This is a genomic window from Haliovirga abyssi (genome assembly GCF_030295325.1).
Taxonomy (GTDB): domain Bacteria; phylum Fusobacteriota; class Fusobacteriia; order Fusobacteriales; family Haliovirgaceae; genus Haliovirga; species Haliovirga abyssi.
In genome coordinates, this window is the sequence record NZ_AP027059.1 from 1,238,363 (window position 1) to 1,263,910 (window position 25,548).

The 25,548-nt window shown below is 26.1% G+C and carries 26 protein-coding genes; 3 read left to right on the forward strand and 23 right to left on the reverse strand.

Features of this window, described 5'->3' with window-relative positions; all coding sequences use genetic code 11:
- Window positions 1-21 precede the first annotated feature (21 nt).
- From RDY08_RS05540 to hpt (RDY08_RS05650), 23 genes are all read right to left on the reverse strand, one after another.
- A complete protein-coding gene (locus RDY08_RS05540; RefSeq protein ID WP_307903382.1) occupies window positions 22-1,236 on the reverse strand; it encodes an MFS transporter in 1,215 nt (404 codons plus the stop codon).
- 260 nt (window positions 1,237-1,496) lie between these two features.
- On the reverse strand, window positions 1,497-2,855 hold the full coding sequence (locus RDY08_RS05545; protein WP_307903383.1) for an aspartate ammonia-lyase: 1,359 nt from the start codon (window positions 2,853-2,855) through the stop codon (window positions 1,497-1,499).
- A gap of 50 nt (window positions 2,856-2,905) precedes the next feature.
- Entirely contained in the window at window positions 2,906-3,148 is a 243-nt protein-coding gene (locus tag RDY08_RS05550) for a hypothetical protein (RefSeq protein WP_307903384.1), read from the reverse strand.
- Window positions 3,123-4,532, reverse strand: a complete 1,410-nt coding sequence (hydG, locus tag RDY08_RS05555) for a [FeFe] hydrogenase H-cluster radical SAM maturase HydG (protein WP_307903385.1) — start codon at window positions 4,530-4,532, stop codon at window positions 3,123-3,125. The genes RDY08_RS05550 and hydG overlap by 26 nt, the downstream gene beginning before the upstream one ends.
- A 237-nt stretch (window positions 4,533-4,769) precedes the next feature.
- Window positions 4,770-5,018 carry a TM1266 family iron-only hydrogenase system putative regulator gene (locus tag RDY08_RS05560; protein WP_307903386.1) on the reverse strand — a complete coding sequence of 83 codons (249 nt, stop codon included), beginning with the start codon at window positions 5,016-5,018 and terminating at the stop codon, window positions 4,770-4,772.
- Between the two features lie 53 nt (window positions 5,019-5,071).
- Complete coding sequence (locus RDY08_RS05565) at window positions 5,072-6,541, reverse strand: aldehyde dehydrogenase family protein (RefSeq protein ID WP_307903387.1); 1,470 nt, start codon at window positions 6,539-6,541, stop codon at window positions 5,072-5,074.
- Between the two features lie 156 nt (window positions 6,542-6,697).
- On the reverse strand, window positions 6,698-8,521 hold the full coding sequence (gene glmS, locus RDY08_RS05570; RefSeq protein WP_307903388.1) for a glutamine--fructose-6-phosphate transaminase (isomerizing): 1,824 nt from the start codon (window positions 8,519-8,521) through the stop codon (window positions 6,698-6,700).
- A 112-nt stretch (window positions 8,522-8,633) separates the two neighbouring features.
- Window positions 8,634-9,578 (reverse strand): Rpn/YhgA-type helix-turn-helix domain-containing protein, encoded by a 945-nt coding sequence (locus tag RDY08_RS05575; protein ID WP_307903389.1) that lies wholly within the window; start codon window positions 9,576-9,578, stop codon window positions 8,634-8,636.
- A gap of 91 nt (window positions 9,579-9,669) precedes the next feature.
- Entirely contained in the window at window positions 9,670-10,602 is a 933-nt protein-coding gene (locus RDY08_RS05580; protein ID WP_307903390.1) for an Rpn/YhgA-type helix-turn-helix domain-containing protein, read from the reverse strand.
- Between the two features lie 145 nt (window positions 10,603-10,747).
- Window positions 10,748-11,443, reverse strand: coding sequence for a Bax inhibitor-1/YccA family protein (locus RDY08_RS05585; protein WP_307903391.1), 696 nt, complete (start codon window positions 11,441-11,443; stop codon window positions 10,748-10,750).
- Between the two features lie 56 nt (window positions 11,444-11,499).
- On the reverse strand, window positions 11,500-12,783 hold the full coding sequence (locus RDY08_RS05590) for a tyrosine-protein phosphatase (RefSeq protein ID WP_307903392.1): 1,284 nt from the start codon (window positions 12,781-12,783) through the stop codon (window positions 11,500-11,502).
- Between the two features lie 257 nt (window positions 12,784-13,040).
- Entirely contained in the window at window positions 13,041-14,951 is a 1,911-nt protein-coding gene (gene thrS / locus RDY08_RS05595; RefSeq protein ID WP_372339405.1) for a threonine--tRNA ligase, read from the reverse strand.
- Window positions 14,944-15,411 carry a methylated-DNA--[protein]-cysteine S-methyltransferase gene (locus RDY08_RS05600; RefSeq protein WP_307903393.1) on the reverse strand — a complete coding sequence of 156 codons (468 nt, stop codon included), beginning with the start codon at window positions 15,409-15,411 and terminating at the stop codon, window positions 14,944-14,946. Before RDY08_RS05600 ends, thrS begins: the two co-directional genes overlap by 8 nt.
- Entirely contained in the window at window positions 15,401-18,508 is a 3,108-nt protein-coding gene (locus RDY08_RS05605; RefSeq protein ID WP_307903394.1) for an LPS-assembly protein LptD, read from the reverse strand. The genes RDY08_RS05600 and RDY08_RS05605 overlap by 11 nt, the downstream gene beginning before the upstream one ends.
- Window positions 18,509-18,607: 99 nt before the next feature.
- A complete protein-coding gene (gene trxA, locus RDY08_RS05610; protein ID WP_307903395.1) occupies window positions 18,608-18,928 on the reverse strand; it encodes a thioredoxin in 321 nt (106 codons plus the stop codon).
- Window positions 18,929-19,031: 103 nt separating this feature from the next.
- On the reverse strand, window positions 19,032-19,271 hold the full coding sequence (locus RDY08_RS05615) for a KH domain-containing protein (protein WP_307903396.1): 240 nt from the start codon (window positions 19,269-19,271) through the stop codon (window positions 19,032-19,034).
- Complete coding sequence (locus tag RDY08_RS05620) at window positions 19,271-19,669, reverse strand: acyl-CoA thioesterase (RefSeq protein ID WP_307903397.1); 399 nt, start codon at window positions 19,667-19,669, stop codon at window positions 19,271-19,273. Before RDY08_RS05620 ends, RDY08_RS05615 begins: the two co-directional genes overlap by 1 nt.
- Complete coding sequence (locus tag RDY08_RS05625; protein ID WP_307903398.1) at window positions 19,662-20,399, reverse strand: pyridoxine 5'-phosphate synthase; 738 nt, start codon at window positions 20,397-20,399, stop codon at window positions 19,662-19,664. The genes RDY08_RS05620 and RDY08_RS05625 overlap by 8 nt, the downstream gene beginning before the upstream one ends.
- The gene (locus tag RDY08_RS05630; RefSeq protein WP_307903399.1) at window positions 20,396-20,635 is read right to left on the reverse strand and encodes a DUF4911 domain-containing protein; all 240 of its coding nucleotides are present in this window, start codon (window positions 20,633-20,635) and stop codon (window positions 20,396-20,398) included. The genes RDY08_RS05625 and RDY08_RS05630 overlap by 4 nt, the downstream gene beginning before the upstream one ends.
- Complete coding sequence (gene rsmA / locus RDY08_RS05635; RefSeq protein ID WP_307903400.1) at window positions 20,628-21,434, reverse strand: 16S rRNA (adenine(1518)-N(6)/adenine(1519)-N(6))-dimethyltransferase RsmA; 807 nt, start codon at window positions 21,432-21,434, stop codon at window positions 20,628-20,630. Before rsmA ends, RDY08_RS05630 begins: the two co-directional genes overlap by 8 nt.
- Before the next feature lie 5 nt (window positions 21,435-21,439).
- A complete protein-coding gene (locus tag RDY08_RS05640) occupies window positions 21,440-22,084 on the reverse strand; it encodes an SPOR domain-containing protein (protein ID WP_307903401.1) in 645 nt (214 codons plus the stop codon).
- On the reverse strand, window positions 22,085-22,618 hold the full coding sequence (gene hpt, locus RDY08_RS05645; RefSeq protein ID WP_307903402.1) for a hypoxanthine phosphoribosyltransferase: 534 nt from the start codon (window positions 22,616-22,618) through the stop codon (window positions 22,085-22,087).
- Window positions 22,611-23,153, reverse strand: a complete 543-nt coding sequence (gene hpt / locus RDY08_RS05650) for a hypoxanthine phosphoribosyltransferase (RefSeq protein ID WP_307903403.1) — start codon at window positions 23,151-23,153, stop codon at window positions 22,611-22,613. The genes hpt (RDY08_RS05645) and hpt (RDY08_RS05650) overlap by 8 nt, the downstream gene beginning before the upstream one ends.
- Window positions 23,154-23,308: 155 nt before the next feature.
- Between hpt (RDY08_RS05650) and RDY08_RS05655 the strand changes: the two genes are divergently transcribed.
- Genes RDY08_RS05655 through rpe form a run of 3 tightly spaced genes read left to right on the forward strand, consistent with a single transcriptional unit; the run spans window position 23,309 to window position 25,548 of the window.
- Window positions 23,309-24,016, forward strand: a complete 708-nt coding sequence (locus RDY08_RS05655) for a PASTA domain-containing protein (protein ID WP_307903404.1) — start codon at window positions 23,309-23,311, stop codon at window positions 24,014-24,016.
- Window positions 24,017-24,047: 31 nt separating this feature from the next.
- Window positions 24,048-24,923: a ribosome small subunit-dependent GTPase A gene (rsgA, locus tag RDY08_RS05660; protein ID WP_307905445.1), complete on the forward strand. Its 876-nt coding sequence runs from the start codon at window positions 24,048-24,050 to the stop codon at window positions 24,921-24,923.
- Window positions 24,916-25,548 (forward strand): ribulose-phosphate 3-epimerase, encoded by a 633-nt coding sequence (gene rpe, locus RDY08_RS05665; RefSeq protein WP_307903405.1) that lies wholly within the window; start codon window positions 24,916-24,918, stop codon window positions 25,546-25,548. The genes rsgA and rpe overlap by 8 nt, the downstream gene beginning before the upstream one ends.

Below are 25,548 nucleotides of genomic sequence, written 5' to 3' on the forward strand. Positions count from 1 at the left end.
TTCGCACCCTCCTATTTTTATTTAAACGTTCTTTAATTTTGTAAAGCCATAAAAAAATATAGTTAATACAAATCCTATATAAAATATTATTTCCCAAACATTCTTAACCCCATAATTAGAAATCATAAATCCTGAAATTAATGGTGCTATTGTAAATCCAATCATATTTAAAGTACCAAATATGCTATTAAACCTACCTCTATGAGTTATAGGTGTATGTAATGAAATATAGACTCCATAATTAGTAACGTATAATATCTCTCCTATGCTCCATAATATTGTAGAGATAATAAATATCATTAGATTTTTATTTGCAAAATATAACATTCCAAATCCTACTGTATATAAAATAGTCCCCAAAAACATATTATAATCTGAAGTTTTATTTTTAGTAAGTTTTAGTATATATGTTGTAAATACCACTACTACAATTGCATTTAATGACATAATATATCCAAAATATTTTCCACTATTCTTTCCAAACATCTCTGAAAACTGAATTGGAATAACAATCATATGCTGTGCATAAATAAATGTTCCTACAATATTTAATAAAACAAATACAATTAAAAATGGTTTTTTTATTATTACTTTGAGTGAAGATTCGTCTGTCGCTTTTTCATTTCCTTTTGCATTACTTATATCTTCTGCTGTCGGAGTTGTATCTTTCACATAAATAATTATTAAGATAGTTGCAATAAGTGTCGTTGTGCCATCTCCCCAAAATATCCAATTAACGTAATTTCTATATAATAATCCAGCTATAATTGGTCCTAGAGAAACTCCAATATTTGTGGCTAAATAAAAGAAAGAAAAAACTCTCTTTCTCTCTTCTGGAGTTGATAAATCTGTAATAATAGAATTAAATACTGGCCTTATTCCTCCTAAGAAAAAAGTTGCAATTATCAATAATATTGGTATTAGATTAGAACCATTTATAAATCCGCAACTTATTATGAATAAAGCTGAAGAAACATATAAAATTACCAATACTTTTTTTCTTCCAAAATAATCTGCTAATTTTCCAGATATCATTGTACCTGTTATTCTACTAACTCCTACAATCGTTAATATAATCCCTATTGCTTTTCCATTTAATTTTAAATTTTGAGTTAAGTATAACACTAAAAACAAATTTACAAAACTTCCTAATCTATTAATGATTCTCGCAACAAATAAAATATAAATCTCTTTTTTAAATCCTTTATACTCTGATGTAACTTTACTTATTCCCATAAAAAGCACTCCTATTTTTTTTAATATACAGTTCTAATAAAATCATAAATACAAAACAAGCATATTATCTTCCAACAAGAAAATAATATGCTTGTTTTGTATTTATTCTACTAGAAAATCATCTAAAAATCAATAAAAAAATAGCATAGCTCATTTTTCATTAGTGTTTTCTATCCCTTTATCTTATGTTCATCTGCGTTCATCATGTGGTTTCAAGTTCTTGACTTCTAAACTGTAGCTTTTTAAGCCATTACTTAATTTCAAAATAGATTTTTCATCTCATTTTCATTTAAAATATTTTTCTCAATTATTATTTCTTTATATGTTTTCCCTTTTATTTTGGCTTCTTTTAATATCTCTGTCAATTTATTATATCCAATTTTATCAATTAATAATGTCGCTACTGACCAGCTATTTTCTAAATAATTTCTGCAGACTTCTTCATTAGCTTTTATCCCTTTAATAACTTTTTCTGTAAATATTTTAACTCCATCTCTTAAAATTTCTAAATTTTCCAATATCAAATCTGCAATTATTGGAAACATTGCATTTAATTCAAATTCTCCATCTCCAGCAGCCATTGTAATTGCTAAATCATTCCCTACCACTTTATAATAAATTTGTTTAATAAATTCTGCTCCTACTGGATTTACCTTTCCTGGCATAATTGATGACCCTGCTTGCAATATTGGTAACTCTATCTCATTTAAACCAGCTCTTGGGCCTGAGCTCATAAGTCTTAAATCATTAGATATTTTACTTAAATTTACCGCTAAACTTTTTAAAAGCCCTGATATTTCTACAAAAACATCTAAATTTTGAGTTGAATCAATTAAATTTTCAGCTCTTGCCATTCCAAATTCAGTTAGATTTCTAATCTCTTCTGTTATTATAAATCTATATTTTAATGGAGCTCCAACTCCTGTTCCTACAGCAGTTCCTCCAATATTTACTTGCCTAATTCTTTCTTCCATCTTATACAATCTCCACCTATCTCTCGAAATTGCCTCTGCATAACTTCCAAATTCATCCCCTAATGTAATTGGAACAGCATCTTGTAATTGTGTTCTTCCTATTTTAAATACATTTGAAAACTGATGTTCCTTTTCTTGTAATCCTAATTGCAGTTCCATAACGTTATCAACTAATTCTCTTAATACTTTTATAGCCGCTATTTTAACAGCAGTTGGTATTACATCATTTGTAGATTGTGACATATTTATATCTTCTATTGGATTTATAAAACTATAATCTCCTTTTTCTTTTCCACTAATTTCTAATGCTACATTGGCAATAACTTCATTTGCATTCATATTAATAGAGGTTCCTGCTCCACCTTGCAAAGCACATATTTCAAAATTTTCATCTAAGATTTTTTTATCATTATAAATTTTATCACACGCTTCAATTATAATCTCATATTTTTCTTTTGATAATTTTTCTATCTTATAATTTGCATACGCTGCTGCTTTTTTTACTAATATTACAGCTTTTATTATCTCTTCTTTTACATTATGATAATTAAGTCTAAAATTATCTTTTGCTCTATATGTATGTATTCCATAATATAATTTTTCGTCTAATGATTCTTCTCCAATCAAATCTTTTTCTTTTCTCATTTTTTCTCCTTTCTATATAACTTACTCAAATCATCCAAAAAGAACCCTGTTTAAACACAGGGTTCTTTCACTATATTCAATATAATCTTTTTTTCTTCATATGTTATATTCTCAGCGAATATACAATATTCTTCATTTCCAAATATTAATTCAGTTTCTCCAAAATTAGTTTTTCCAACATTCCATACATATTCATTTCTTTTACCAAACTTTTTAGATAAAATTATATTTGACTTATTTACATCTATCTCTTTAGCTATTTTATCTTTAATAATATAAATCTCTTTCTCCATTTTTTATACTCTCCAATTTTTTTAATATACTATCTTTTGCATTTCCTAAATTTATTGTTTTTAACTCTTTTTCTACTAAACTATAACCAGCTTTTTTAGTTTCTGGTGATGCATAATCATCTAAATATTCTGATAAAGTTAGTAATGCATTTGGAGTACAAAAATTATGTATAAATCCAGGTTTTGAAAATTCCATAAAATGCTCTCCTGTTCTTCCTAATCTATAACAAGCTGTACAAAATGAAGGAATAAATCCTTGAGTCATTAATTCACCCATAACTTCATCCAAACCTCTTGAATCTCCTATTTTAAATTGTTCTTTTCTTAAATCTTGTTCTTTTTTATGCTTTGAATATCCTTGTAATTCTATTTTTGTACCAGCATCTATTTGTGATACTCCAAGTTCCATACACTCTTTTCTTAATTCAGCAGTTTCTCTTGCTGTTAAGATTAATCCTGTATAAGGAACAGCCAATCTAAGTATAGCTATTATTCTTTTTAAGTCATCATCTTTTACTACATATTTAGGGTCTTTTATTGCTCCATTTGCTTCATTAAGTCTTGGAAATGATATAGTATGTGGACCTACTCCAAATGTTTCTTCCAGATGAAGTACATGTTGCATAAGTCCCATAACCTCAAATTTCCAATCATATAACCCAAATAAAGCTCCTATTCCAACATCATCTATTCCTGCTCTCATTGCTCTATCTAATCCAAATAATCTCCATTTAAATTTAGATTTTTCTCCACTTGGATGTACTCTTTTGTAAGTTTCAAGATGATAACTCTCTTGAAATATTTGATATGTTCCTATTCCTGCATCTTTTACAACTTTAAATTCTTCTACATCAAGAGGTGATGCATTTATATTTACTCTTCTTATTTCTCCTTTTCCACTCTTTGTCTCATATACTTTTCTTATAGTTTCTGCCATAAATTCAGGAGTATAGTCTGGATGTGTACCATATACCAATATTAATCTTTTATGTCCTTCATCTTCAAGAGCTTTCACTTCTTCTCCTAATTCATCTAAAGTAAGCGTTTTCCTTATAGTAGTATCATTTGTGGCTTTAAAACCACAATAAGTACAGTTATTCATACATTTATTCCCTATATATAGAGGTGCAAACAGAACAACTCTATGTCCATAAACTTCTTCTTTTATCTCTTTTGCTGTTTTAAATATAGTATCAATTCTATCTTGCTCACTAGAATTTAATAACATTGCCACTTCGTCTAATTCTAATCTAATATGTTTATGAGCTTTTGCTATAATTTTATCAAATTCTTCTTTTGTTGGTTTTTTGTGTGTTTCTAATAAATTTTCTATTATTTCTTCATTTATAAAGCTATCTTCTTTTACTTCATCTTGCCAATTCATTTTTATCTCCTCCATTTTTTTATGATTAAACTTAAATTTCCCTAATTAAAAATAAAAACCTCTCAAAAGAGAGGTTTTATAAATAAAGTATATAAAATTTAAATTATTTTAACTTAAACTTTATTTTTATTATATCCTCTCCCTTTTACTCAGATAATTCCTTACAATCAGGAGTATTTAAAAACATTTAAAAAATAATTTTTCAAATAAGTAAATTATTTTTAAGCCATTCCTAAATTATTTAATTTTTGAAATTGCACTTTTTACAGATATACCTTTTATATTACCAAGTTTACCTGATAATGCTCCTATTTCATCTGTAGTTCCATTTAATATTACTACAATTACTGCAACTTGTTTTTCTCTATATGGAGTCCCCATCCTAGAAATAACAATTTTCCTAAATTCATGTAATATCTCATTTACTTTAGAAGACACATTTTCATTCTCTATAAATATAGATAATGTTCCTAATCTTTTTTCCATTTCTCATCACCAAGATAATTTTATCACTTTCTATGTTTTGTGTCAAGATATTTTTAAATTTGATTAATAACTATTGTATGCAATTTTGTTAATTCATCTATACTATATTTTAATCCTTCTCTACCTATTCCTGATTTTTTATTTCCACCAAATGGAAAATGTCCAACTCCATGTCCTGGTGCAGAATTTATACTTACAGTTCCATCCTCTAATGCTTTACCTATTTTTAAAGCTATATTTATATTTTCAGTAAATACACAACTGTCCAATCCATATTCTGACTTATTTGATATTTCTATGGCCTCTTCATAATTATTTACTTCGATTATTGGCATTACAGGTCCAAATATCTCTTCCCAAGCTATATCCATATCAAGAGTCACGTTATCTAATATAGTTGGTTCATAAAATAAGTCATTATATTTCCCTCCAATTATTAACTTTGCTCCTTTTTTTATAGCATCTTTTACTAATCTATCAACTCTTTCTATAGCTTTTTTATTTATTACTGGACCAACTTGAGTTTTTTTATCTAAAGGGTCACCTAATTTATATTTTTTACTTTCTTCTAATACTTTTTCTATAAATTCATTTTTAATTTCTTTTTCTATCAATACTCTACTTACAGCATCACATCTTTGCCCAGAATTTCTAAAAGTTCCTTTGACTATATGTTTTACCGCATTCTCTAAATTTGAATCTTTTAAGACAATAGCTGAAGCTTTTCCTCCTAATTCCAAATGAAGTTTTTTAACATCTACACTTTTAGCTATATGCATTCCAATATTTGTAGAGCCAGTAAATGTTATTGCTGCAATGTTTCTATTTTGTATTAGAGCATCTCCTACTTTTCTACCACTTCCAGTTACTATAGAAAATGCCTTTTTAGGCAGTCCCGCTTCTTCTAAAATTTTAGCAAAATATATTAATGTAATAGGAGTATCACTTGAAGGTTTTGCAATAACTGTATTTCCTGCAAGTATAGCTGGAATTATTTTAGCTGCAGCAATATATAATGGATAATTAAAACTAGAAATTGAAGCAACAACTCCAATCGGTTTTCTCATTACAATTGCAAATTTATTTTGTGTATCGTGCACCCATTCTCCTGCTATATATTCTCCATACAATGCCCTAACTTCTTGCAATGTCAATTTTAATCTTTCAGCTGTAGCAGATACTTCTCCTAATGATACGCTTATTGGCTTTCCTGATTCTTGTGTTATTATCTTCGCTACTTCATCTTTATTCCCTAATAATATTTCATAAGCTCTTTCCATTATTTCCAATCTTTCTATTGGAGTATAATTTTCTATTTTCTTATACTCTTTTAATTCATCTATTGCAGTTTCAATATCTTTTTCTGTACAATTTGGGACATAACCAACGATTTTATTGTCAGATGGATTTCTAACCTCAATTTTTTCTGTTGTAAAATAACAATCCCAACATCCGTTTATTAATATTTTATATTCTCTATCCCCATTTTCATTTTCAACATAAATATCTTTAAAAATACTCATAATAATCCCTCCCTCTCTTTTTTATAAACTCAAAATCCTCTTATTTTAATTATACCTTAATTTTACTAAATTTGTAAACAAATATTTTTTCAAATAAAAAATAAAGAGAGGTATCTATAAATTAATAAGATATCTCTCTTTGTTATAATTTTATATCTATTCTACTGTAACACTTTTTGCAAGATTTCTTGGTTTATCCACATCTAAGCCTCTTTTATTAGATATATGATATGCTAACAGTTGTAATGGTAAAACTGTTAAAATTGGTGAAAAAATTTCATCAACTTCATGTATTCTTAATATTATATCTGCATGTTCTTTTATTTTTTCATCACCATCAGTTGCTACTGCTATAATTTTACCACTTCTAGCTTTAATCTCTTGAATATTACTAATTACTTTATCATATGTATCACTTTTTACAGCTATTGCTACTGTTGGAACTTCTTCCTCAATCAATGCTATTGGTCCATGCTTTAATTCTCCAGCAGGATATCCTTCTGCATGAATATATGAAATTTCTTTTAATTTTAATGCTCCTTCTAATGCTATTGGATAATTTATATTTCTTCCAATAAACATAAGACTATTTACACCTTTAAATTCTTCTGAAGCTTTTAATATCTCATTATCTCTTTTTAAAACTTCCGCAATCATTTCAGGTAATTTTTTTAATCCATCTACAATATATTTTCTTTTCTCTAAAGATAAAATATTTCTTTCTTCTCCAAAATATAATAAAAATAGGTATAAAGCTGTTAATTGAGATACAAATGCTTTTGTAGATGCTACTCCTATTTCTGGACCAGCATTTGTGTAAATCGTTCCATCTGATTCTCTTGTAATAGTACTACCAACTACATTTATAATCCCAATAACTTTAGCTCCTTTTTTCTTAGCTTCACGAAGCCCAGCTAAAGTGTCTGCAGTTTCTCCTGATTGACTAATTACAATTACAAGATTTTTTTCGCTTAAAATAGGATCTTTATATCTAAATTCAGATGCTACATCAACTTCAGTGGGTATTCTCAAATTTTGTTCTATTAAATATTTTCCAACTAATCCTGCATGATATGAAGTACCACAGGCCACAATGTTTATCTTTTCAATTTTTTCTAAATCTTCTTTAGTAAGATTAATTCCATCCAGTTTCACACTGCTATCCGTTATTTTACCTCTTAATGTATCTTCTACAACTCTAGGTTGCTCATATATCTCTTTTAACATAAAGTGATCATATCCATTTTTTTCAGCCATTTCAATAGACCAATCAATTTCTGTAATCTCTTTTATTTTTTCATTTCCTTTTAAATCTGTAATAACTACTTTTTCTTTTGTTAAAATAGCTAATTCACCATCATCCAAAAATATAACTTTTTTCGTATGTTCTAGTACTGCTGGAATATCAGAAGCTATCATATTTTCATTTTCACCAAGTCCAATTACTAGTGGTGACCCTTTTCTAGCTGCAATTATTTTATCTTGTTCTCTCAATGAAATAACTCCAAGAGCATATGCTCCTTCTAAATATTTAACAGCTTTTTTTACTGCTCCAAATAGATCTCCAGTATAATACTCTTCAATAAGATGAACAATTACCTCTGTGTCTGTTTCAGATACAAATTTATGTCCTTTTTTTATAAGCTCATCTTTTAATTCTCTATAGTTTTCTATAATACCGTTATGCACAAGAGCTAACTCTTTATTACAATCCAAATGAGGATGAGCATTTAAAACTGTAGGTTTCCCATGAGTTGCCCATCTAGTATGACCAATTCCAATATTTCCTTGTATATATTTTTTATTTAATATTTCTCCTAAAGAATCTAATTTCCCAATAGCTTTATTTAATTCTATTTTATTATCTTCTATAATAGCTATCCCTGCCGAATCATATCCTCTATATTCAAGTTTAGCCAATCCATTATATAGGATTGTTTTGGGTGCTTTATCTCCTATATATCCTACTATTCCACACATAAAATTTTTTCTCCTCTCAAAATTAATTAAATTTGAATATTACTTATAAATAATGTTTATATTTAATTTGTAAAAAGCTCAAGATTATTTTATAAAAATTATTAAATATTATTTAATGCACTTTATATTTCAATTTTTCTATCTCATCAACTGATAATCCTGTTGAAGTTGAAATTATTTTTATATCTATTCCATTTTTTAATAATTCTATTGCTATTTCTACTTTTTCTCTATTTTTCCCTTGCTCTATTCCTCGCTCGATTCCTTGTTCGATTCCTTGTTCGATTCCTTGTTCGATTCCTTGCTCTATTCCAACTTGATATATATTTGTCATTTCCATCGTTATACCCATTTGTTCTTCACCTCCAGTTAGCCTTTTTACCTCATCTTCATATTCTAATTCCAATTCTTTTGGTAAATACAATAGACTATCTAAAAATTTAAATATTTTCTCTATTTTTTCTCTTTTATATCCTTTTTTCAATAATAATTTAGTTAATTGATATTTGAATTTTAATCTATCTAATTCTTTACCTTCACTTTTTATTGTATATAATCCTGCTAATACTACCATTGCAAATGGATTATTACTTTTTATCAATTCTTCTTCTCTTTGTTTTAATATTTTATAAGATATATATTCATACCTTAATTTTGTTCTATAAAATTCATATTCAAATATATTTGGTTCATAATCTTTTCTACTATCTGTAAATATTGATAATGCTACTATCTTTTTATTATATTTATCATATATTCTATAAAAATATTTGAACATTCTTTCACTAAACTCTTTTTCGTAATATCCTTGTATTTCTACATGAATTAATATCCAATTTTCCTCTCCTGTTTTCATATAAACTTTTACAATTCTATCTGCATATCTTTGCTCTTTTCTTGTCTTTTGAAATATACCTGACACCTCTTTATCCAAAAATTCATAGCCTCTTTCAAAATCTATATTGGGATACAGATCTGTCATAAAAAAACTTACAAATTCTTCAAATAAATCTTCTATTATCTCTTTCCATAATATATCTGGCATATATTTTTTCATATAATTCTCCTTTTAAGAACGTTTAAAACTAAATTTTTAAGTATATATATCACTAAAATTAAATATACTACTCAAAAATTATCCTTTTTCCTTAATGTACTTTATATTTCAATTTTTCTATCTCATCAACTGATAATCCTGTTGAAGTTGAAATTATTTTTATATCTATTCCATTTTTTAATAATTCTATTGCTATTTCTACTTTTTCTCTATTTTTCCCTTGCTCTATCCCTTGCTCTATTCCTCGCTCTATTCCTTGTTCGATTCCTTGCTCTATTCCAACTTGATATATATTTGTCATTTCCATTGTTATACCCATTTGTTCTTCACCTCCAGTTAGCCTTTTCACCTCATCTTCATATTCTAATTCCAATTCTTTTGGTAAATACAATAGACTATCTAAAAATTTAAATATTTTCTCTATTTTTTCTCTTTTATATCCTTTTTTCAATAATAATTTAGTTAATTGATATTTGAATTTTAATCTATCTAATTCTTTACCTTCACTTTTTATTGTATATAATCCTGCTAATACTACCATTGCAAATGGATTATTACTTTTTATCAATTCTTCTTCTCTTTGTTTTAATATTTTATAAGATATATATTCATACCTTAATTTTGTTCTATAAAATTCATATTCAAATATATTTGGTTCATAACCTTTTCTACTATCTGTAAATATTGATAATGCTACTATCTTTTTATTATATTTATCATATATTCTATAAAAATATTTGAACATTCTTTCACTAAACTCTTTTTCATAATATCCTTGTATTTCTATATGAATTAATATCCAATTTTCCTCTCCGGTTTTCATATAAACTTTCACTATTCTATCTGCATATCTTTGCTCTTTTCTTGTCTTTTGAAATATACCTGACACCTCTTTATCCAAAAATTCATAGCCTCTTTCAAAATCTATATTGGGATACAGATCTGTCATAAAAAAACTTACAAATTCTTCAAATAAATCTTCTATTATCTCTTTCCATAATATATCTGGCATATATTTTTTCATATAATTCTCCTTTTAGGAATATCTAAAAATAAATTTTCTCTATTTAGGTACAATAAAAAAATAAATTCGTCAAAATTGTTTGAGAAAATCTGTAGATTTATTCATATTTTTCAAACAAATGACTCATTAATTTTTTTAAAGTCCCTTAATCTCTAGAATTACCAAATATTCTAAGTATATATATAAACAAATTAATAAAATCTAAATATAATTGTAAAGCTCCGAAAATTGATGCTTTTTCTAATGCTTGTTCATCTCCATTTGCCATTTCAATTACCATATATTTTATTCTATTTACATCAAAACCAATTAAAGCAGTAAAGATAATCACACCCATATAACTAATAATCCAGTATAACATTGAAAGATGTAAAAATATATTAACAACTGATGTAATTATTAAAATTATAATTCCTGCATAAAGCATTGGACCAAATTTTGTTAAATCTTCTTTAGTAAAATATCCATAAGCTGCCATTACTCCAAAAATAATAGTAGTAAGAGCTAATGAAAAAATGACTGATGCTGGTGTAAAAAACATAACAAATATAGAAAATGTAAATCCATTTAATACTGCATACAGAAAAAACAATCCTTTTGCAGTTGTTGCTGACACCTTATTTATAAGAAATGATAAACCCATAACTACTGCAAATTCTAATACTATAATCACTATATAACTACTCATTACAATTGAAGTTAAACTTGGTGATGTCATTACTGCATATGCTGTCCCTGCAGTAACTAATAAAGCCATAAACATCCAACTGAAAATTCTGCTTACTAATTTTGATACAACAGTTTCATCCATATAACTATAATTTTGATTTACTTTAAACATAACTATCCCCTCCATATTTTTACAATTAAAATCCAAAAGCTTGTTTCTAAAAAAAATTATTTTTTTAATTTTTCATAAAATAAATTAATCTTATCATCACTAAATCCAAGTTCTTTAGACAAATACTCATATCCATCTTTATTAAACTTTTGTTCTAGACTATTAATTTTTATTTTATATAAATTTTCTAAAGAATATTTTAATAATTTTATATTTCTATATTCTCCCATTCCTACATCGTTTGTTTTGTCATAATCAGAAGATATTTCGCCCCAATCAGCTCCCATAAAAGATTCTATAACCGCTGTTACAACTCCGGTTCTATCACTTCCCAATCTACAATGTATTAAAAATGGTGGTTCTTTTTCTATTATAAAATTTACAACTTTTTTCATTAATTCTTTAAAATTCTCTGTATCAGAACCATAATATACGATACTATATTTTGTCTTTGCAAGTAACACATTTTTTTCATCTAAAATAGTTTTATAAAATTTGGTAATTCTTGGATCGTTAGATATCTCTTCTCCATCAGTTAAATTTATAATTGATTTTATTTGGTTTTTTTTCATTAATTCCTGAACCTTTTCCATTCTCAACTGTTCTTGTTTTGATTTTTTTGGATCTGTTTTTCTAGATGGAATAAAAGGGTGATAACTTCTATATAATGTTTTTTCTTTAATATTTCCAGTTGAAACTTCTCTAAAATTTGCTTGTTCATAATCTGAAATATATTTTGATTTTATTATTCTGCTAATTTTATCATTTTTTGCTATTACATCTTTATTATCTCCATCAAATAAAATAACATAATTGTACATATCTGCCCATTGATCATTAAATTTATAGCCTACTTCTAATTTATCAGATGGTTTTACCCAAGCTTCAGTAGGTCTGCTTCTTCCTTTTCTTTGATAAGTACCTTCTAAATAGAATGCAAATTCAGGTTGCCCAGAATTTCCAGGAATTGCTATATCAGTAATTTTTTTCTTCAAAAACCAAACATTATTTTTTGTAGATTTACTCATTTCCCACTTATCATTTGGTTTCCAATTATTAAAGCTTCCTGCTAAACTCACTGTAGATATTGTTGTATCTTTTTTTAATGATTTCTCTAAATTTTCTTTATTTGCAGACATATCAAAAACAAAAACTACATTCGATTTATCGAAAAAATATCCTTTTAACTTTGTTGAATTATCCAATTTCATCTTGTCATATTTGCTATAACTATTTCCCTTGATATTTTTCTTAACCTCATTTTTTAAACTTTTTTTAGAAATTCCAGTACAACCCAGCAGTAGAAATAAAACAGTAAATAAAACTATACTTTTTTTCATTTTCCACCTCACATTTTTTGTTTTTAATAATTTAATCGTTTAACTAGAAAAACTATTTCTTGTAATTTAGGCAGGTACAGACCAATGTCGTCAAGATAAGAATTTTATAAAATCTCTACTCCTTCCTTGTTGTCGTTTTCTCTTATCTATGAGAAAACTATTGCATGGATATTTGGCTTTTTTGCATTCACTCTAATCTCTCCCTGTAAGGGCAATTCATGAATTGCCCCTACATAAATTTTAATTTTTTCATAGCACTATTTCTCAAATTTTATTTTACTTTCTTCTACAATACTTTCTATAAATTCTGTTAATTTATGTCCTGTACTCTCTTTACTTCCAAATCTTCTAACATTTACCTCTTCTACTTCCATCTCATTTTTACCTAAAATAAGTTGAACTGGTATTTTTTTCATATTAGCTTCTCTAATTTTAAATCCTATTTTTTCATTTCTATTGTCTAATTCAACTCTTATATCTTTTTCTTTTAATAAATTTACTACTTTTTTTGCGTATTCTAATTGTTCATCAGATATAGTTAATACCTTTACTTGTACTGGTGCTAACCATAATGGAAATGCTCCTGCATAATGTTCTATTAGTATTCCTATAAATCTTTCTAAACTTCCATATATAACTCTATGAATCATAACAGGTCTATGTTTTTCTCCATCTACACCAATATAATTCAAATCAAATCTTTCAGGTAAATTAAAATCCAATTGAATAGTTCCACATTGCCATGTTCTTCCTATGCAATCCTTTATTTTAAAATCAAGTTTTGGACCATAAAAAGCTCCATCTCCTTCATTTATTTTATAATCCATCCCTTTTCTTTCAATAGCTCCTCTTAATGCGTTTGTTGCAGTTTCCCATATTTCATCAGCACCTATTGCTTTTTCTGGCTTAGTAGAAAGTTCTACTTCATATTCAAAACCAAATAATTTAGAATAAAATTTGTCAATTAGATCAATTACTCCAACAATTTCATCTTCTATTTGCTCTTCTGTCATAAATATATGGGCATCATCTTGTGTAAATGCTCTTACTCTCATTAATCCATGTAAAACACCACTTAATTCATGTCTATGTACTAATCCTAACTCTCCAGTTCTTAAAGGAAAATCTCTATATGAATGTACATTGTTTTTATAAACTAAAATTCCACCTGGACAATTCATAGGTTTTATAGCTACATCTTCATCATCAATTTTTGTTGTATACATATTTTCTTTATAATTAAACCAATGCCCTGAAGTTTCCCATAAAGTTCTATTTAACATAATTGGAGTTTTTATCTCTTGATAACCTGCTTTTTTATGTTCTTTTCTCCATAAATCTTCTAAGATATTTCTTATTTCCATCCCTTTTGGTAAAAAGAAAGGGAATCCAGCTCCATATTCACTCATCATGAATAGTTCTAATTCTTTTCCTAATTTTCTATGATCTCTTTTTTCAGCTTCTTCTAAAAATCTTAAGAACTTTTTCAATTCTTTATCTGTTGTGAATGCATATCCATATATTCTTTGTAACATTTTATTATCAGAATTTCCACGCCAATATGCTCCTGCAACGCTTTTTAATTTAAATGAACCTAAATACCCAGTTGAAGGCACATGAGGGCCTCTACATAGATCTAAAAATTCTCCTTGTTTATATAAACTAAAGCTATCTCCACCTAAATCATTAATAAGTTCTACTTTATATGTTTCTTCTTTTTCTGTAAAAATTCTTATTGCTTCTTCTTTACTCACAACAGTTCTTTCAAATTTATGATTTTCTTTTATTATCTTTCTCATTTCATCTTCTATTTTCAATAAATCTTCTTCATTAAATTTATGTTCTGAATCAAAATCATAATAAAATCCATTTTCTATTGCTGGTCCTATTGTAACTTTTACATTAGGAAATAATCTAATTACAGCTTGTGCCATTAAATGTGCAGTACTATGTCTAATTATTTCAACAGCTTCTTCACTTCTTGGAGTTATAATTTCTACTTCACTATTTTCACTTATAATTTCACTTAAATCAACTGCTTTTCCATTAATTTTACCTGCTATGGCATCTTTTGCTAATCTTTTCCCTATTGATTCTGCAACCTCTTTTACCGAAACCTCTTTTTCAAATTCTTTAATACTTCCATCTGGTAATTTTATCTCAATCATTTTTATCTCTCCTTTCAATATTTAAAAATTTAATTTTATAATTTACTCCTGGTCCATAATTTCCATATTCTCCATTTGACTTAATAACTCTATGACAAGGGAAAATTAATATAATTGGATTTTTCGCCATTACATTTCCTACAAACCTTGAGCCGTTTTTAAATCCAGCTTTTTCTGCTAATTCTTTATAAGATAATATTTTTCCATAACTAATTTTTCTACAATTTTCCAAAACTATTTTTTCTTTTTCTGTTAAATTTAATTGATACTCACCACTATATTCTATTTCACATCCACTTAAATATCCAACTAAATAATCATATAATTTTAATGGTGGATTGCTTTCTTTTATGTTTTGAGGGATATTTTCAATTATATTCAAATTAATAAGCTTATCTGAAAAATAATTTGCATAAAATTTTATATCATCTATCTCAAAATAAAATTCTTTATATTCCAAATCCAAATCCTTTCTTATTAGCTTCTTTTTTATACTCTAAATTTTTATCAGGAAATGCTAATATCCAAAATTTCAAGCTAATTACTGTATCAAATTTATTTTTAGAATCATTCCATGTTTCATCATAGCCTAATTTAAATTCAGTACAATGTATTTTATGGTCTAATGTATATGATACTTTGGTTAATTGATTTTTTAAATCATTATATTCTCTAGAATAACCTATCCACCACTCATAATCTTTTGGCCCAAGTCTAAATTTTATACTTTGTGCTTGAGTTTTCGCACTATAATCTAATCCACCTGCTGTTCTTGTCCAGTTATATTTATACCCCAATGTTAATAAAGAGCCATATGCAAAATCTGTTGTAACAGAAAAAGTCTTTAAGCTTTTTAAATAATCTGCTTTCTTTTTATAATAGTTTCTATCACTTACTGCAGATAAAGTTAATGAATAACTTTTTTTATTATTCTCTTTATCATCTTTTTTAGTTTCATCTCCAATTCCTGTCAATGTAAATAGATCTTTTATTTTTTCATCTTCTGTTAAAATATCATCAATTTTTTGTTCTTCTTCAGGAAAAAGAGTAAATTCACTATTTGTCGTTTCATCTTTTACTTCTTTTATTTTTTGTTGTTTTTTAGCTTTATCATCTTTTTTCTTTGCTTCTGTAAAAGTTAATTTTGCAGTTAAATTTGAATCATCTAGTTTTTCTGATTCTTTCTTTGAATTATCTTCTCCATCATTATAAGTAATTTTCAAATATTTATCAAATTTCTCACCTTTAAAATTAAATAGCAATGAATAATCCTTTTTTATCGTTTCTGATGAAATCTTATATTTCCCAGTTTTAACAGAATTACCCGCAGAATCTTTACTTTCAATTTCTTTTCTAGCTTTATTTTTTAAAATTTGATAACTTAATCCAATGTTTTTTGTTGTATATTTTATTTTAAAATTATTGTTTAATGATAATTCTAACTCTTGTCCCAATTTTTTATTAAAGTTTTTTGTATTAGAATTTGAATACTCTATTTTATTATCTCCACTTACAAAAGTTAAACCTAAAGAATTACCTTTTTTAGTTATAAAAGCTGAATCATCATAACTGTTATTTTTATCAAATTTCAAATTAATATAATCTTTATCAATTTTAGTTTGAAAAAAATTAGAAGTACTATCTGTTTTTTTCCAATTATCTTTCCCATCAAAACTTTCTTTTACTCCATATGTATAATTTGAAACTATGTTTCCTAATGTTAATGTTAAAATATTGCCATACTCTTTTCGAGTATCTGGAAACATCATGGTGACTGGTACCTCTCCCACAGAAAAAACATAAACTAAAGGAATTGAATTTTTTATTTTCAAATCAAAATTTCTATCTCTCTCCTTCAAATTATTATAAAGTGGCGTATCTATTGTTAATTTATTTTCATGTGTCATAAGCATTTCTTTTGTTACATACCAATTTCTAGATTGATGATATAAAAAATTCCCTTTACTTCCCAACAAAAACAGTGGCAATGAACTATTCCCAAAAGAAAATCCGCCTCCTTTAGAATTTTCTTTTTTATTATTCTTAGATGGAGTAGGATCCAAAATTTTATTTTTTTCATCTAGATATTTTATTTGATGCTCCTCTGAATCTTTTCTGTGAAAATCCAATCCATAAAAAAACTTTGTTTTTAAAATATAATAATTACCTAATTTTAATTTATAAGTTTCATTTTTATTCAGATCATAATCAATTACAGTAACATTTGGATCATAACTTGATTCTTTCCAATTATCTTGATTTTTATAACTATATCCTACAGTTATTTTTTGCTTTTTTATATTTAAATTTGTAGAGTAATTATCTTTGAATGAATATTTATCTCCTTTTTTACCTGGATTTAAATCTTTTGTATTATCATAATTTAAACTTAATTTATATATAGAATTATTTTTTGAAAAAGTCCCTCTTTTGTATATTTCTACTTTTACTTCATCTCCTGTATTAGGATTATTATTCTGATTTTGATTTATTATATCTTTTAAAATTTGTGCGTCAGTATACATTACATCTAAAGTTAAATTCATATCTTTTCCAAACTTTTGAGCAGACTTAATTTGATATTTTTTCATAGAACTAGTTTTTTTTGTATAGTTTATTTCATTTCCTTTATTATCTCTTAATAAATTTGTTGATTTATTTTCATAAAATATATCCCAATTTCCTTTTTTAAAAAATTTTTTTGGATTATCATTTGTTACCGCTTTATGTGTCCATATAAAATCCCATTCTTTTTCCATCCCTTTTTTAGGAATCAAAAACCTTTTTAAATGTAAATTTCCACTATTATTTTTTTGAATTTCATAATCATTTGACCATTCTACTGCCCAACCTTTTTTTTCACTCAATTCCATATCTACAAATCCTGATAAATATTTTTTATTCAATTCATAATCAATACCCCAAATAATATATTTACCTTTATCATCACTACTTCCTATTCTTGGAAATAAAGATGCTCTTTTAGTTCCTTTTTTTAATGAAGATACATAATATGGAAGCCACATTACAGGAACTTTTCCAATGTAAATAGCTGCATTATATGCTACTATTTTTCTTCCAGGATAAAATATTATTTTCTTTGCTTCTAAATGATAATGTGGATTTTTTAAATTACAAGTTGTAAAGTAACTATCTTTTACAAAAGCTTTATCTGGAAAATGAGCTTCAAAATCTTTCCCACCATAATATACTTTATCCATAAAAGATTTACCGTTAATTATTTTAGCTACCTTTGTATCTAAATTAACTTCTAGACTATCTGCTTCAACTTTATTTTTTCCTTGTACAAAAATAACTTTATCATAAGCAAGTAAAATGTTTTTATTTTTTATTTTTTTTATTCTCATAGCCTGTATTTTCATATCTTTATATTTAACCTGAATTCCATTATCTGCCCAAAATTCCTCTTTTTCAAAGTCAAATTTTGGATTGCCAGATACTCCCTCTATAAAAAATTTTGATTCAGCTAAAATTGATATTGAAAATATAAAATATATAAAAATAAATAGTTGTAGTTTATTTGTTTTTAAGTTCATTGTCATAACCCCATTACATTTATTTTTTTAAATTCTTTGAAATATTATATCATAATTCTTTTGTTTATAAAAGAAAAAAATAGAGGTTACCCTCTATTTTTATAAATGACTTTCTATTTTTATTTTTAATGTTTCTTTTGGCATTGCTCCAACTGATTTATCAATTATTTTTCCACCTTTAAAAAACAGTAAAGTAGGAATACTTCTAATTCCAAATTCAGCTGCAATTTCTCCAACTTCATCTACATTTAATTTTGAAATTTTAACATTTTCTAGTTCTTCTGAAAGCTCTTCTAATATTGGAGCTACCATTCTACAAGGCATACACCACTCTGCCCAAAAGTCAACTATAACCAATTTTTCTGAATCCAATACCTCAGATTTAAAATTACTGTTATTAAGATATACAATTTTATTCATAACTTCTCCCTCCTCATATTAATATATTAGAATATTAACATATATGACTAAAGTTGTCAAGTACTTATTTTTAAGCCATTTCTAAATAATTATTCAACTACTCTTAATCTAAAAATTCGACATCTACGTTTAATTTATCTTTTACAGCTGCTGCTTGAACTACTCCTCTTATTGCACTTGCAGTAATCCCATTTTTACCAATTGTTTTACCTAATTCGCCATCTCCAACTCTTAATTTTAGTATTATATTTTTACCTTTTTTTATTGATTTTATTTTTATACTGTCTGTATCTTCTACCAATTCACTTACTATAAAATATAATAATTTTTCTAATTTTTCCATTATCTTTCCTCCCTCAATTTTCCATATAACTCTTTATCGACTCTAATAGGTTTCCCTTCTTTATTAGTAAATATACTAATTGAACTTGCTTCTCCAAATTTTAATTTCATATCTCTATCCCAAAATTCATATTTAAATTCTATTATTAACCTTGTGAATTTCTCAATTGAAATACATATCATAACTTCTTCATCATATTCTACTGGATTTATATATTTAACATTTAATTCTTTAACTGGAAGTAAATAACCCATTTCTTCGATTTCTTTATATGAAATTCCTTTTACTCTTATAAATTCTGTTCTAGCTTCTTCCATCCATTTCAAGAAATTTGAATGATATACTCGTCCCATCTTATCAGTTTCATAATAATATACCCTATGACTTATCTTAACCATTTTTTCTTGCACCGCATATTAATTCTTTCATCTCTTTTATCGCATTTGGCAAACCTTCTACAATAGAACGTGCAATTATAGAATGCCCTATATTTAATTCTTCTATTTCTGCTATTTCTGCTATTTCTTGTACATTTTCATAATCAAGCCCGTGTCCTGCATTTACTGATAAACCTAAAGCTTTTGCCGATTTCACAGCTTCTATTATTTTTTCTAATTCTTCTTTTTTTTCTTTTTCATTTTTAGCTTCAGAATATTTTCCAGTATGAATTTCTATAAATTCAGCTCCTGTTGCTTTTGCAATTTTCATTATTTCAGGTTTTGGATCTATAAACAGACTAACTATTATACCTCTTTCTTGTAATTTTTTTACAGTATATATAGTTTTTTCATTTACTTTTTCATCAAGTATATTTAATCCACCCTCTGTTGTAAGTTCTTGCCTTTTTTCTGGAACTAATGTAGCCATATCAGGTTTTACTTGTAATGCTACATTTAAGACATCCTCATTTGTAGCCATTTCTAAATTTAATCTGGTTGTAATAACTTCTCTTAATAATTTTACATCATTTGTTTGGATATGTCTTCTGTCTTCTCTTAAATGAACTGTAATTCCATTTGCTCCTGCAAGCTCGGCTAAAACAGCAGCTTTTATCAAATTAGGTTCTTTTGCTAATCTAACCTGTCTTAAAGTTGCTACATGATCAATATTTACACCTAATTTTATCATAATTCTCCCTCCCAATTCCTTTCATCTATAATTTCCAATTCTACATCATATTTATATAAACCATTTAAAATATTTCTTATATCATCTTCATAATAATCAAGAGTAATTATTTTTATTAATCCATTTTTAGGATCTAAAGTTCTTACAATTCCCATTCCTTCATATGCTTCTATTGTTTTATTAATAAAATCTATATTTTTTTTATCTGTCTTAATATAAAATTCCAAACTATTCATTTGATGTCCTTTCTAAAATTTGAATAAGTTCTATAAACTCGTCTATTGAAAATGCTTCTGCTCTTTTATTTGGAGAGATATCATTTTTTTCAAGAAGAACTTTTAAACTATTTTTTTCAAATCCTAAACTACACAAATTATTAACTATATTTTTTCTTTTATTCGCAAAAGATGCTTTTACATATTTAAAAAAAGTTTTTTCATTTACTAATTTTTCATACTTATTTTTTTTATCTATGCTTATTTTTATAAATGCAGAATCAACTTTTGGCGATGGGAAAAATGCTTCTTTTGGAATATAAAAAAGCAATTCTGCCTCTCCAAAATATTCAACCGATAAAGTAAGCACACTTCTTTTCTTCGAAGACTTAGCTGTTATCCTTTCTGCAACCTCTTTTTGTATCATAATATATATATCTTCTACAAACTCTCTATTTACAATTAACTTTTGTATAATTGGAGATGTAATATAATATGGTATATTTGCAACAACTTTTACTTTTTCATTTATTTCTTCTTTAAAATCTAATTGTAATACATCTTTCATAATTAATCTGAAAGACGAATTTTCGCTATACTTTTCTAATAATATTTTCTCTAAATCTCTATCGACTTCTATACAAGTTACTTTTTTTGCATTCTCTAATAAAAGTTCTGTTAATGCACCTTCTCCTGGTCCTATTTCTAAGACAGAATCTTCTTTTGAAATATCAGATACTGCTATTATTCTATTTAAAATAGCTTTATCTTGTAAAAAATTTTGTCCAAATTGTTTTTTATGTTTAAACTGTTTCTGCATATTTATTAATCCTCTCTAAATCTTGTAAAAAAGTTTTTTATAATTTTTTTCTTTTTCAAATCGTTCCCAAACTCTTCTGCTTCTGCTCTTGTTTTAAATTTATTCCCAATAAGAAGCTTATATGAATATTTGCTTTTTCCATCTTTTATATAAAAAGCTTCATAACCAGATTTTTTTAATTTGTCTATCTCTTTTTCTACTGCTTTTAAATTTTTAGATGCTAATATTTGAATAACATAATATTTTTTCATAACTTGAATATTTGCTTTTTGATCTACTACATTGTTTTCTGAATTACTTTGAACTATATTTTTACTATTTTTCGATTCATCTAATCTTAAATTATTTTTTTCATTTTTAATTTTTTCATTTTTAATCTGATTTTCTTTTTTATTATTTTCAAATTTTATATTTGTATATACTACTTCATCTAAAAGGTTATTATTCATAGAAATTCCACTCTGTTTCCCACCATTTATAATAAATAAAAGAAATATAAATATTATTATTATTGAAATAAGCATCGAAACTATTGTTATTTTTCTCTCATCTATTGGTTCTCTTCTTCTTTTACCTCTCTTTTGTTTGGATTCATTCAAAATTGATTTTTTATAGTCAGCTTCTATTTTATCAAAATCTATGTTTTCCATCTATTTCACCTCTTTTACTATTCCAATGTATGGCAAATTTCTATGTTTTTGTGCATAATCTATTCCATATCCCACCACAAATCCATCTTCAAATTCAAATCCAATGTAATCTGGCGAAATATCTGCTTCCCTTCTTCCTGTTTTATTTAATAAAACAGATAATTTTAAAGAATTTGGAGAACGACTTTCCAAAATTCCCATAACTTTTTTTAATGTTAATCCAGAATCTAAAATATCTTCCACAATTAAAACGTCTTTTCCCATTATATTTTCATCTAAATCTTTTATAATTTTAACTTCTCTAGTACTTTCCATCTCGTTTCCATAACTTGATACAGTCATAAAATCTATAGATACAGGCAAATCCAACTCTCTTACTAAATCAGATAAAAAAATCACCGAACCTCTTAATAAACCAATAACAACTAACTCTTTTGTATTTTTATACTCATCTGTAATTATTTTACCTAACTTTTTAACTTTTTCTGCTATTTCATCTTTTGATATAAAAACTTCTATTTCATAATTATTCATTTACATCCTCCTTCATTACTCCTACATATGGAAGGTTCCTATATTCTTGTAAATAATCCAAACCATATCCCAATACAAATTCATCTGGAATATCAAATCCAATATAATCTGCTTTAATATTAACTTCTCTTCTTGCACTTTTATTTAATAAAGTACATAACTTTATTGAATTTGGATTTCTATTTTTAAGAATCTCCATAATCTTTGACAATGTAAGACCTGAGTCAATAATATCTTCTACAATTAGAATATCTTTTCCCATTACATTTTCATCTAAATCTTTTAATATTTTCACTTCTCTAGTAGTTTCGAATTGATTTCCATAACTTGACACAGTCATAAAATCTATTTTTAATGGTAGTTTTATTTCTCTCATTAAATCTGCCATAAATAAAATAGAACCTCTTAGAAGTCCCACAACAATCAATCCTTTTGTTTCTTTGAAATCTTTTGTAATAATTTTTCCCAATTCTTTTACTCTTTTTTGAATCTCTTCTTCTGAAACAAGCACCTTTTTTATATTTGATTCTATCATCAAATCCTCCTATCTTGAAATTATATAATATATACTATTTATATATATCTTTTTTATTTAACACATTATAGCAAATCCTTGATATTTTTACAACTATATGATATTATTATTATAAATTAAAATTAATTAAATTATTTTCAAATTGGAGGAATTTTGTGAAAAAAGCTATCTATTTATTAACATTATTAATATCTATTTCTATTTTTTTATTTTTGGGATCTCGTATATTTGTAAAACTTTTTTTTAATGAATATTATGTAATTACTCCATCATTTATTGGTATGAAATATGATGATGCTTTCACACTTTCAAAAAAGATGAGTTTAAATTTAGTTGTATTAGAAAAAGAATTTTCAAAATATAATAAAGATGTAATATTTGACCAAATACCTAAAATGAATACAAAAGTGAAAAAAAATAGAGCTATTAAAATTTGGGTTAGTAAAGGTAAAATTGAAAGAAAAGTTCCAAATTTATTTAGAAACGATTTAGCAGAAGTAAAATCACTTTTAATAAAAAATGGAATTGAAATTGAAAATGTAAGTTATACACATAGTTCATTACCTTTTAATAGTATTATTGCATGCGATCCAGCTTATGGTACTATTTTAAAAGCTAATCAAAAAATATCACTTTTAATTAGTTTAAGTCAAAACACAAAAAATGTTTATATGCCTGATATAATTGGGATTAATTTCGAATCTGCTAAAAAAATATTAGAAAAGAGTAATCTTATAATTGGTAAAACAGAATTTATAAATGACGATTTTGTTGACAATAATATCATTTTAGACTCATCACCTAGAGCAGGAGAAAAATTGCACCCAGGAAGTGTAGTCAATTTAACAATAAATCAAAAATAAAAAGGAGGCGATATAAATTCAAGGAATTGTTATTAGTAAAATAAAAGGCTTTTATTTTATTGATCATAATAATGAAACATATGAATGTAAGTTACGTGGCTATTTAAAAAAAACTAGAAATAAATTAAATTGTGTTGTTGGCGATCTTGTAGAATTTTCTATTGAGGATAAGGTAATAACAAAAATTATTCCCAGAACAAATTTATTATTACGTCCTTTAGTTGCAAATATAGATAGAATTTTTATTACCTTTGCCGCTAAAAATCCAAACATAGATTTTAATATGCTTAACCTACTTCTATTAGATTCATTTTATCATAATATAGAACCTATTGTTGTAATCAACAAAATTGATCTACTAGATGATATAGAGTTACATGAGCTAAAAAGCAAATTATCATTTTTAGATTTAATAAATATAAATTATTTGCTAGTTTCTTTAGAAAAAAATATAAATTTAGAAAGATTAAAAAAATTATTTGAAAATGGAATTTCAGCATTTGGCGGTCCTTCCGGTGTAGGTAAATCTTCTATTATTAATATTTTACAAAACAGAGTTAATCTAGAAATAGGAGAATTAAGCAATAAATTAAAACGGGGTAAACATACTACAAAAGGTGCTACATTATTAAAATTAAATAATAATAATGGATACATCATTGATACCCCTGGTTTTTCATCTATGGAGCTACCCAAAATTAAAGATTTAGAAGATTTGAAAAGATTATTTCCAGAGATTGAAAAATATGATTCTTCTTGTCGTTTTAATGATTGCATCCATATACATGAACCTGATTGTGCTGTAAAAGAAAATGTTCTTAATGGTAATATTTCAGCTACAAGATATGAATTTTATAAAAAAGTTTATTTAGAATTAAAAACAGAAAGGTGGAATAAATATGATTAAAATAGCTCCTTCAATTTTATCAGCTGATTTCAGTAAACTAGGAGAAGAGGTAATTCAAATTTCAAAGGCTGGTGCAGATTATATACATATTGATGTTATGGATGGAAATTTTGTTCCTAATATCACATTTGGACCTGCAGTAATAAAATCAATAAGAGATAAGAGTGATAAGATATTTGACGTCCATTTAATGATTGATGCTCCAGAAAGATATTTACAAAATTTTTATGATGCTGGTGCAGATATAATTACCGTACATGTTGAAGCAACTAAACATTTACATAGAACAATTCAAATGATAAAAAGTCTTGGAATTAAAGCTGGTGTTTCTATAAATCCTGCTACTCCAGTAGAAATGATAAAATATGTATTAAGTGAAATAGATATGGTCCTTGTAATGAGTGTTAATCCTGGATTTGGCGGACAAAAATTTATTAACTCTTCATTAGAAAAAATCAAAGAGATAAGAACTTTATCTAAAACTATTGATATCCAAGTAGATGGAGGCATAAATAAAGATACTATTAAGCAATGTATCTCAGCAGGAGCAAATATATTTGTGGCAGGATCATATATTTTTTCTGGTGATTATAAAGAAAGAATAAATAGCTTAAAAGAGGTGTAA

Excerpts from the sequence above, each read along its gene's own strand:
- RDY08_RS05540 (WP_307903382.1), bottom strand. The coding sequence starts at position 1,236 with ATGGGAATAAGTAAAGTTACATCAGAGTATAAAGGATTTAAAAAAGAG.
- RDY08_RS05545 (WP_307903383.1), bottom strand. The coding sequence starts at position 2,855 with ATGAGAAAAGAAAAAGATTTGATTGGAGAAGAATCATTAGACGAAAAA.
- RDY08_RS05550 (WP_307903384.1), bottom strand. The coding sequence starts at position 3,148 with ATGGAGAAAGAGATTTATATTATTAAAGATAAAATAGCTAAAGAGATA.
- hydG (WP_307903385.1), bottom strand. The coding sequence starts at position 4,532 with ATGAATTGGCAAGATGAAGTAAAAGAAGATAGCTTTATAAATGAAGAA.
- RDY08_RS05560 (WP_307903386.1), bottom strand. The coding sequence starts at position 5,018 with ATGGAAAAAAGATTAGGAACATTATCTATATTTATAGAGAATGAAAAT.
- RDY08_RS05565 (WP_307903387.1), bottom strand. The coding sequence starts at position 6,541 with ATGAGTATTTTTAAAGATATTTATGTTGAAAATGAAAATGGGGATAGA.
- glmS (WP_307903388.1), bottom strand. The coding sequence starts at position 8,521 with ATGTGTGGAATAGTAGGATATATAGGAGATAAAGCACCCAAAACAATC.
- RDY08_RS05575 (WP_307903389.1), bottom strand. The coding sequence starts at position 9,578 with ATGAAAAAATATATGCCAGATATATTATGGAAAGAGATAATAGAAGAT.
- RDY08_RS05580 (WP_307903390.1), bottom strand. The coding sequence starts at position 10,602 with ATGAAAAAATATATGCCAGATATATTATGGAAAGAGATAATAGAAGAT.
- RDY08_RS05585 (WP_307903391.1), bottom strand. The coding sequence starts at position 11,443 with ATGTTTAAAGTAAATCAAAATTATAGTTATATGGATGAAACTGTTGTA.
- RDY08_RS05590 (WP_307903392.1), bottom strand. The coding sequence starts at position 12,783 with ATGAAAAAAAGTATAGTTTTATTTACTGTTTTATTTCTACTGCTGGGT.
- thrS (WP_372339405.1), bottom strand. The coding sequence starts at position 14,951 with ATGATTGAGATAAAATTACCAGATGGAAGTATTAAAGAATTTGAAAAA.
- RDY08_RS05605 (WP_307903394.1), bottom strand. The coding sequence starts at position 18,508 with ATGAACTTAAAAACAAATAAACTACAACTATTTATTTTTATATATTTT.
- trxA (WP_307903395.1), bottom strand. The coding sequence starts at position 18,928 with ATGAATAAAATTGTATATCTTAATAACAGTAATTTTAAATCTGAGGTA.
- RDY08_RS05615 (WP_307903396.1), bottom strand. The coding sequence starts at position 19,271 with ATGGAAAAATTAGAAAAATTATTATATTTTATAGTAAGTGAATTGGTA.
- RDY08_RS05620 (WP_307903397.1), bottom strand. The coding sequence starts at position 19,669 with ATGGTTAAGATAAGTCATAGGGTATATTATTATGAAACTGATAAGATG.
- RDY08_RS05625 (WP_307903398.1), bottom strand. The coding sequence starts at position 20,399 with ATGATAAAATTAGGTGTAAATATTGATCATGTAGCAACTTTAAGACAG.
- RDY08_RS05630 (WP_307903399.1), bottom strand. The coding sequence starts at position 20,635 with ATGAATAGTTTGGAATTTTATATTAAGACAGATAAAAAAAATATAGAT.
- rsmA (WP_307903400.1), bottom strand. The coding sequence starts at position 21,434 with ATGCAGAAACAGTTTAAACATAAAAAACAATTTGGACAAAATTTTTTA.
- RDY08_RS05640 (WP_307903401.1), bottom strand. The coding sequence starts at position 22,084 with ATGGAAAACATAGATTTTGATAAAATAGAAGCTGACTATAAAAAATCA.
- hpt (WP_307903402.1), bottom strand. The coding sequence starts at position 22,618 with ATGAATAATTATGAAATAGAAGTTTTTATATCAAAAGATGAAATAGCA.
- hpt (WP_307903403.1), bottom strand. The coding sequence starts at position 23,153 with ATGATAGAATCAAATATAAAAAAGGTGCTTGTTTCAGAAGAAGAGATT.
- rpe (WP_307903405.1), top strand. The coding sequence starts at position 24,916 with ATGATTAAAATAGCTCCTTCAATTTTATCAGCTGATTTCAGTAAACTA.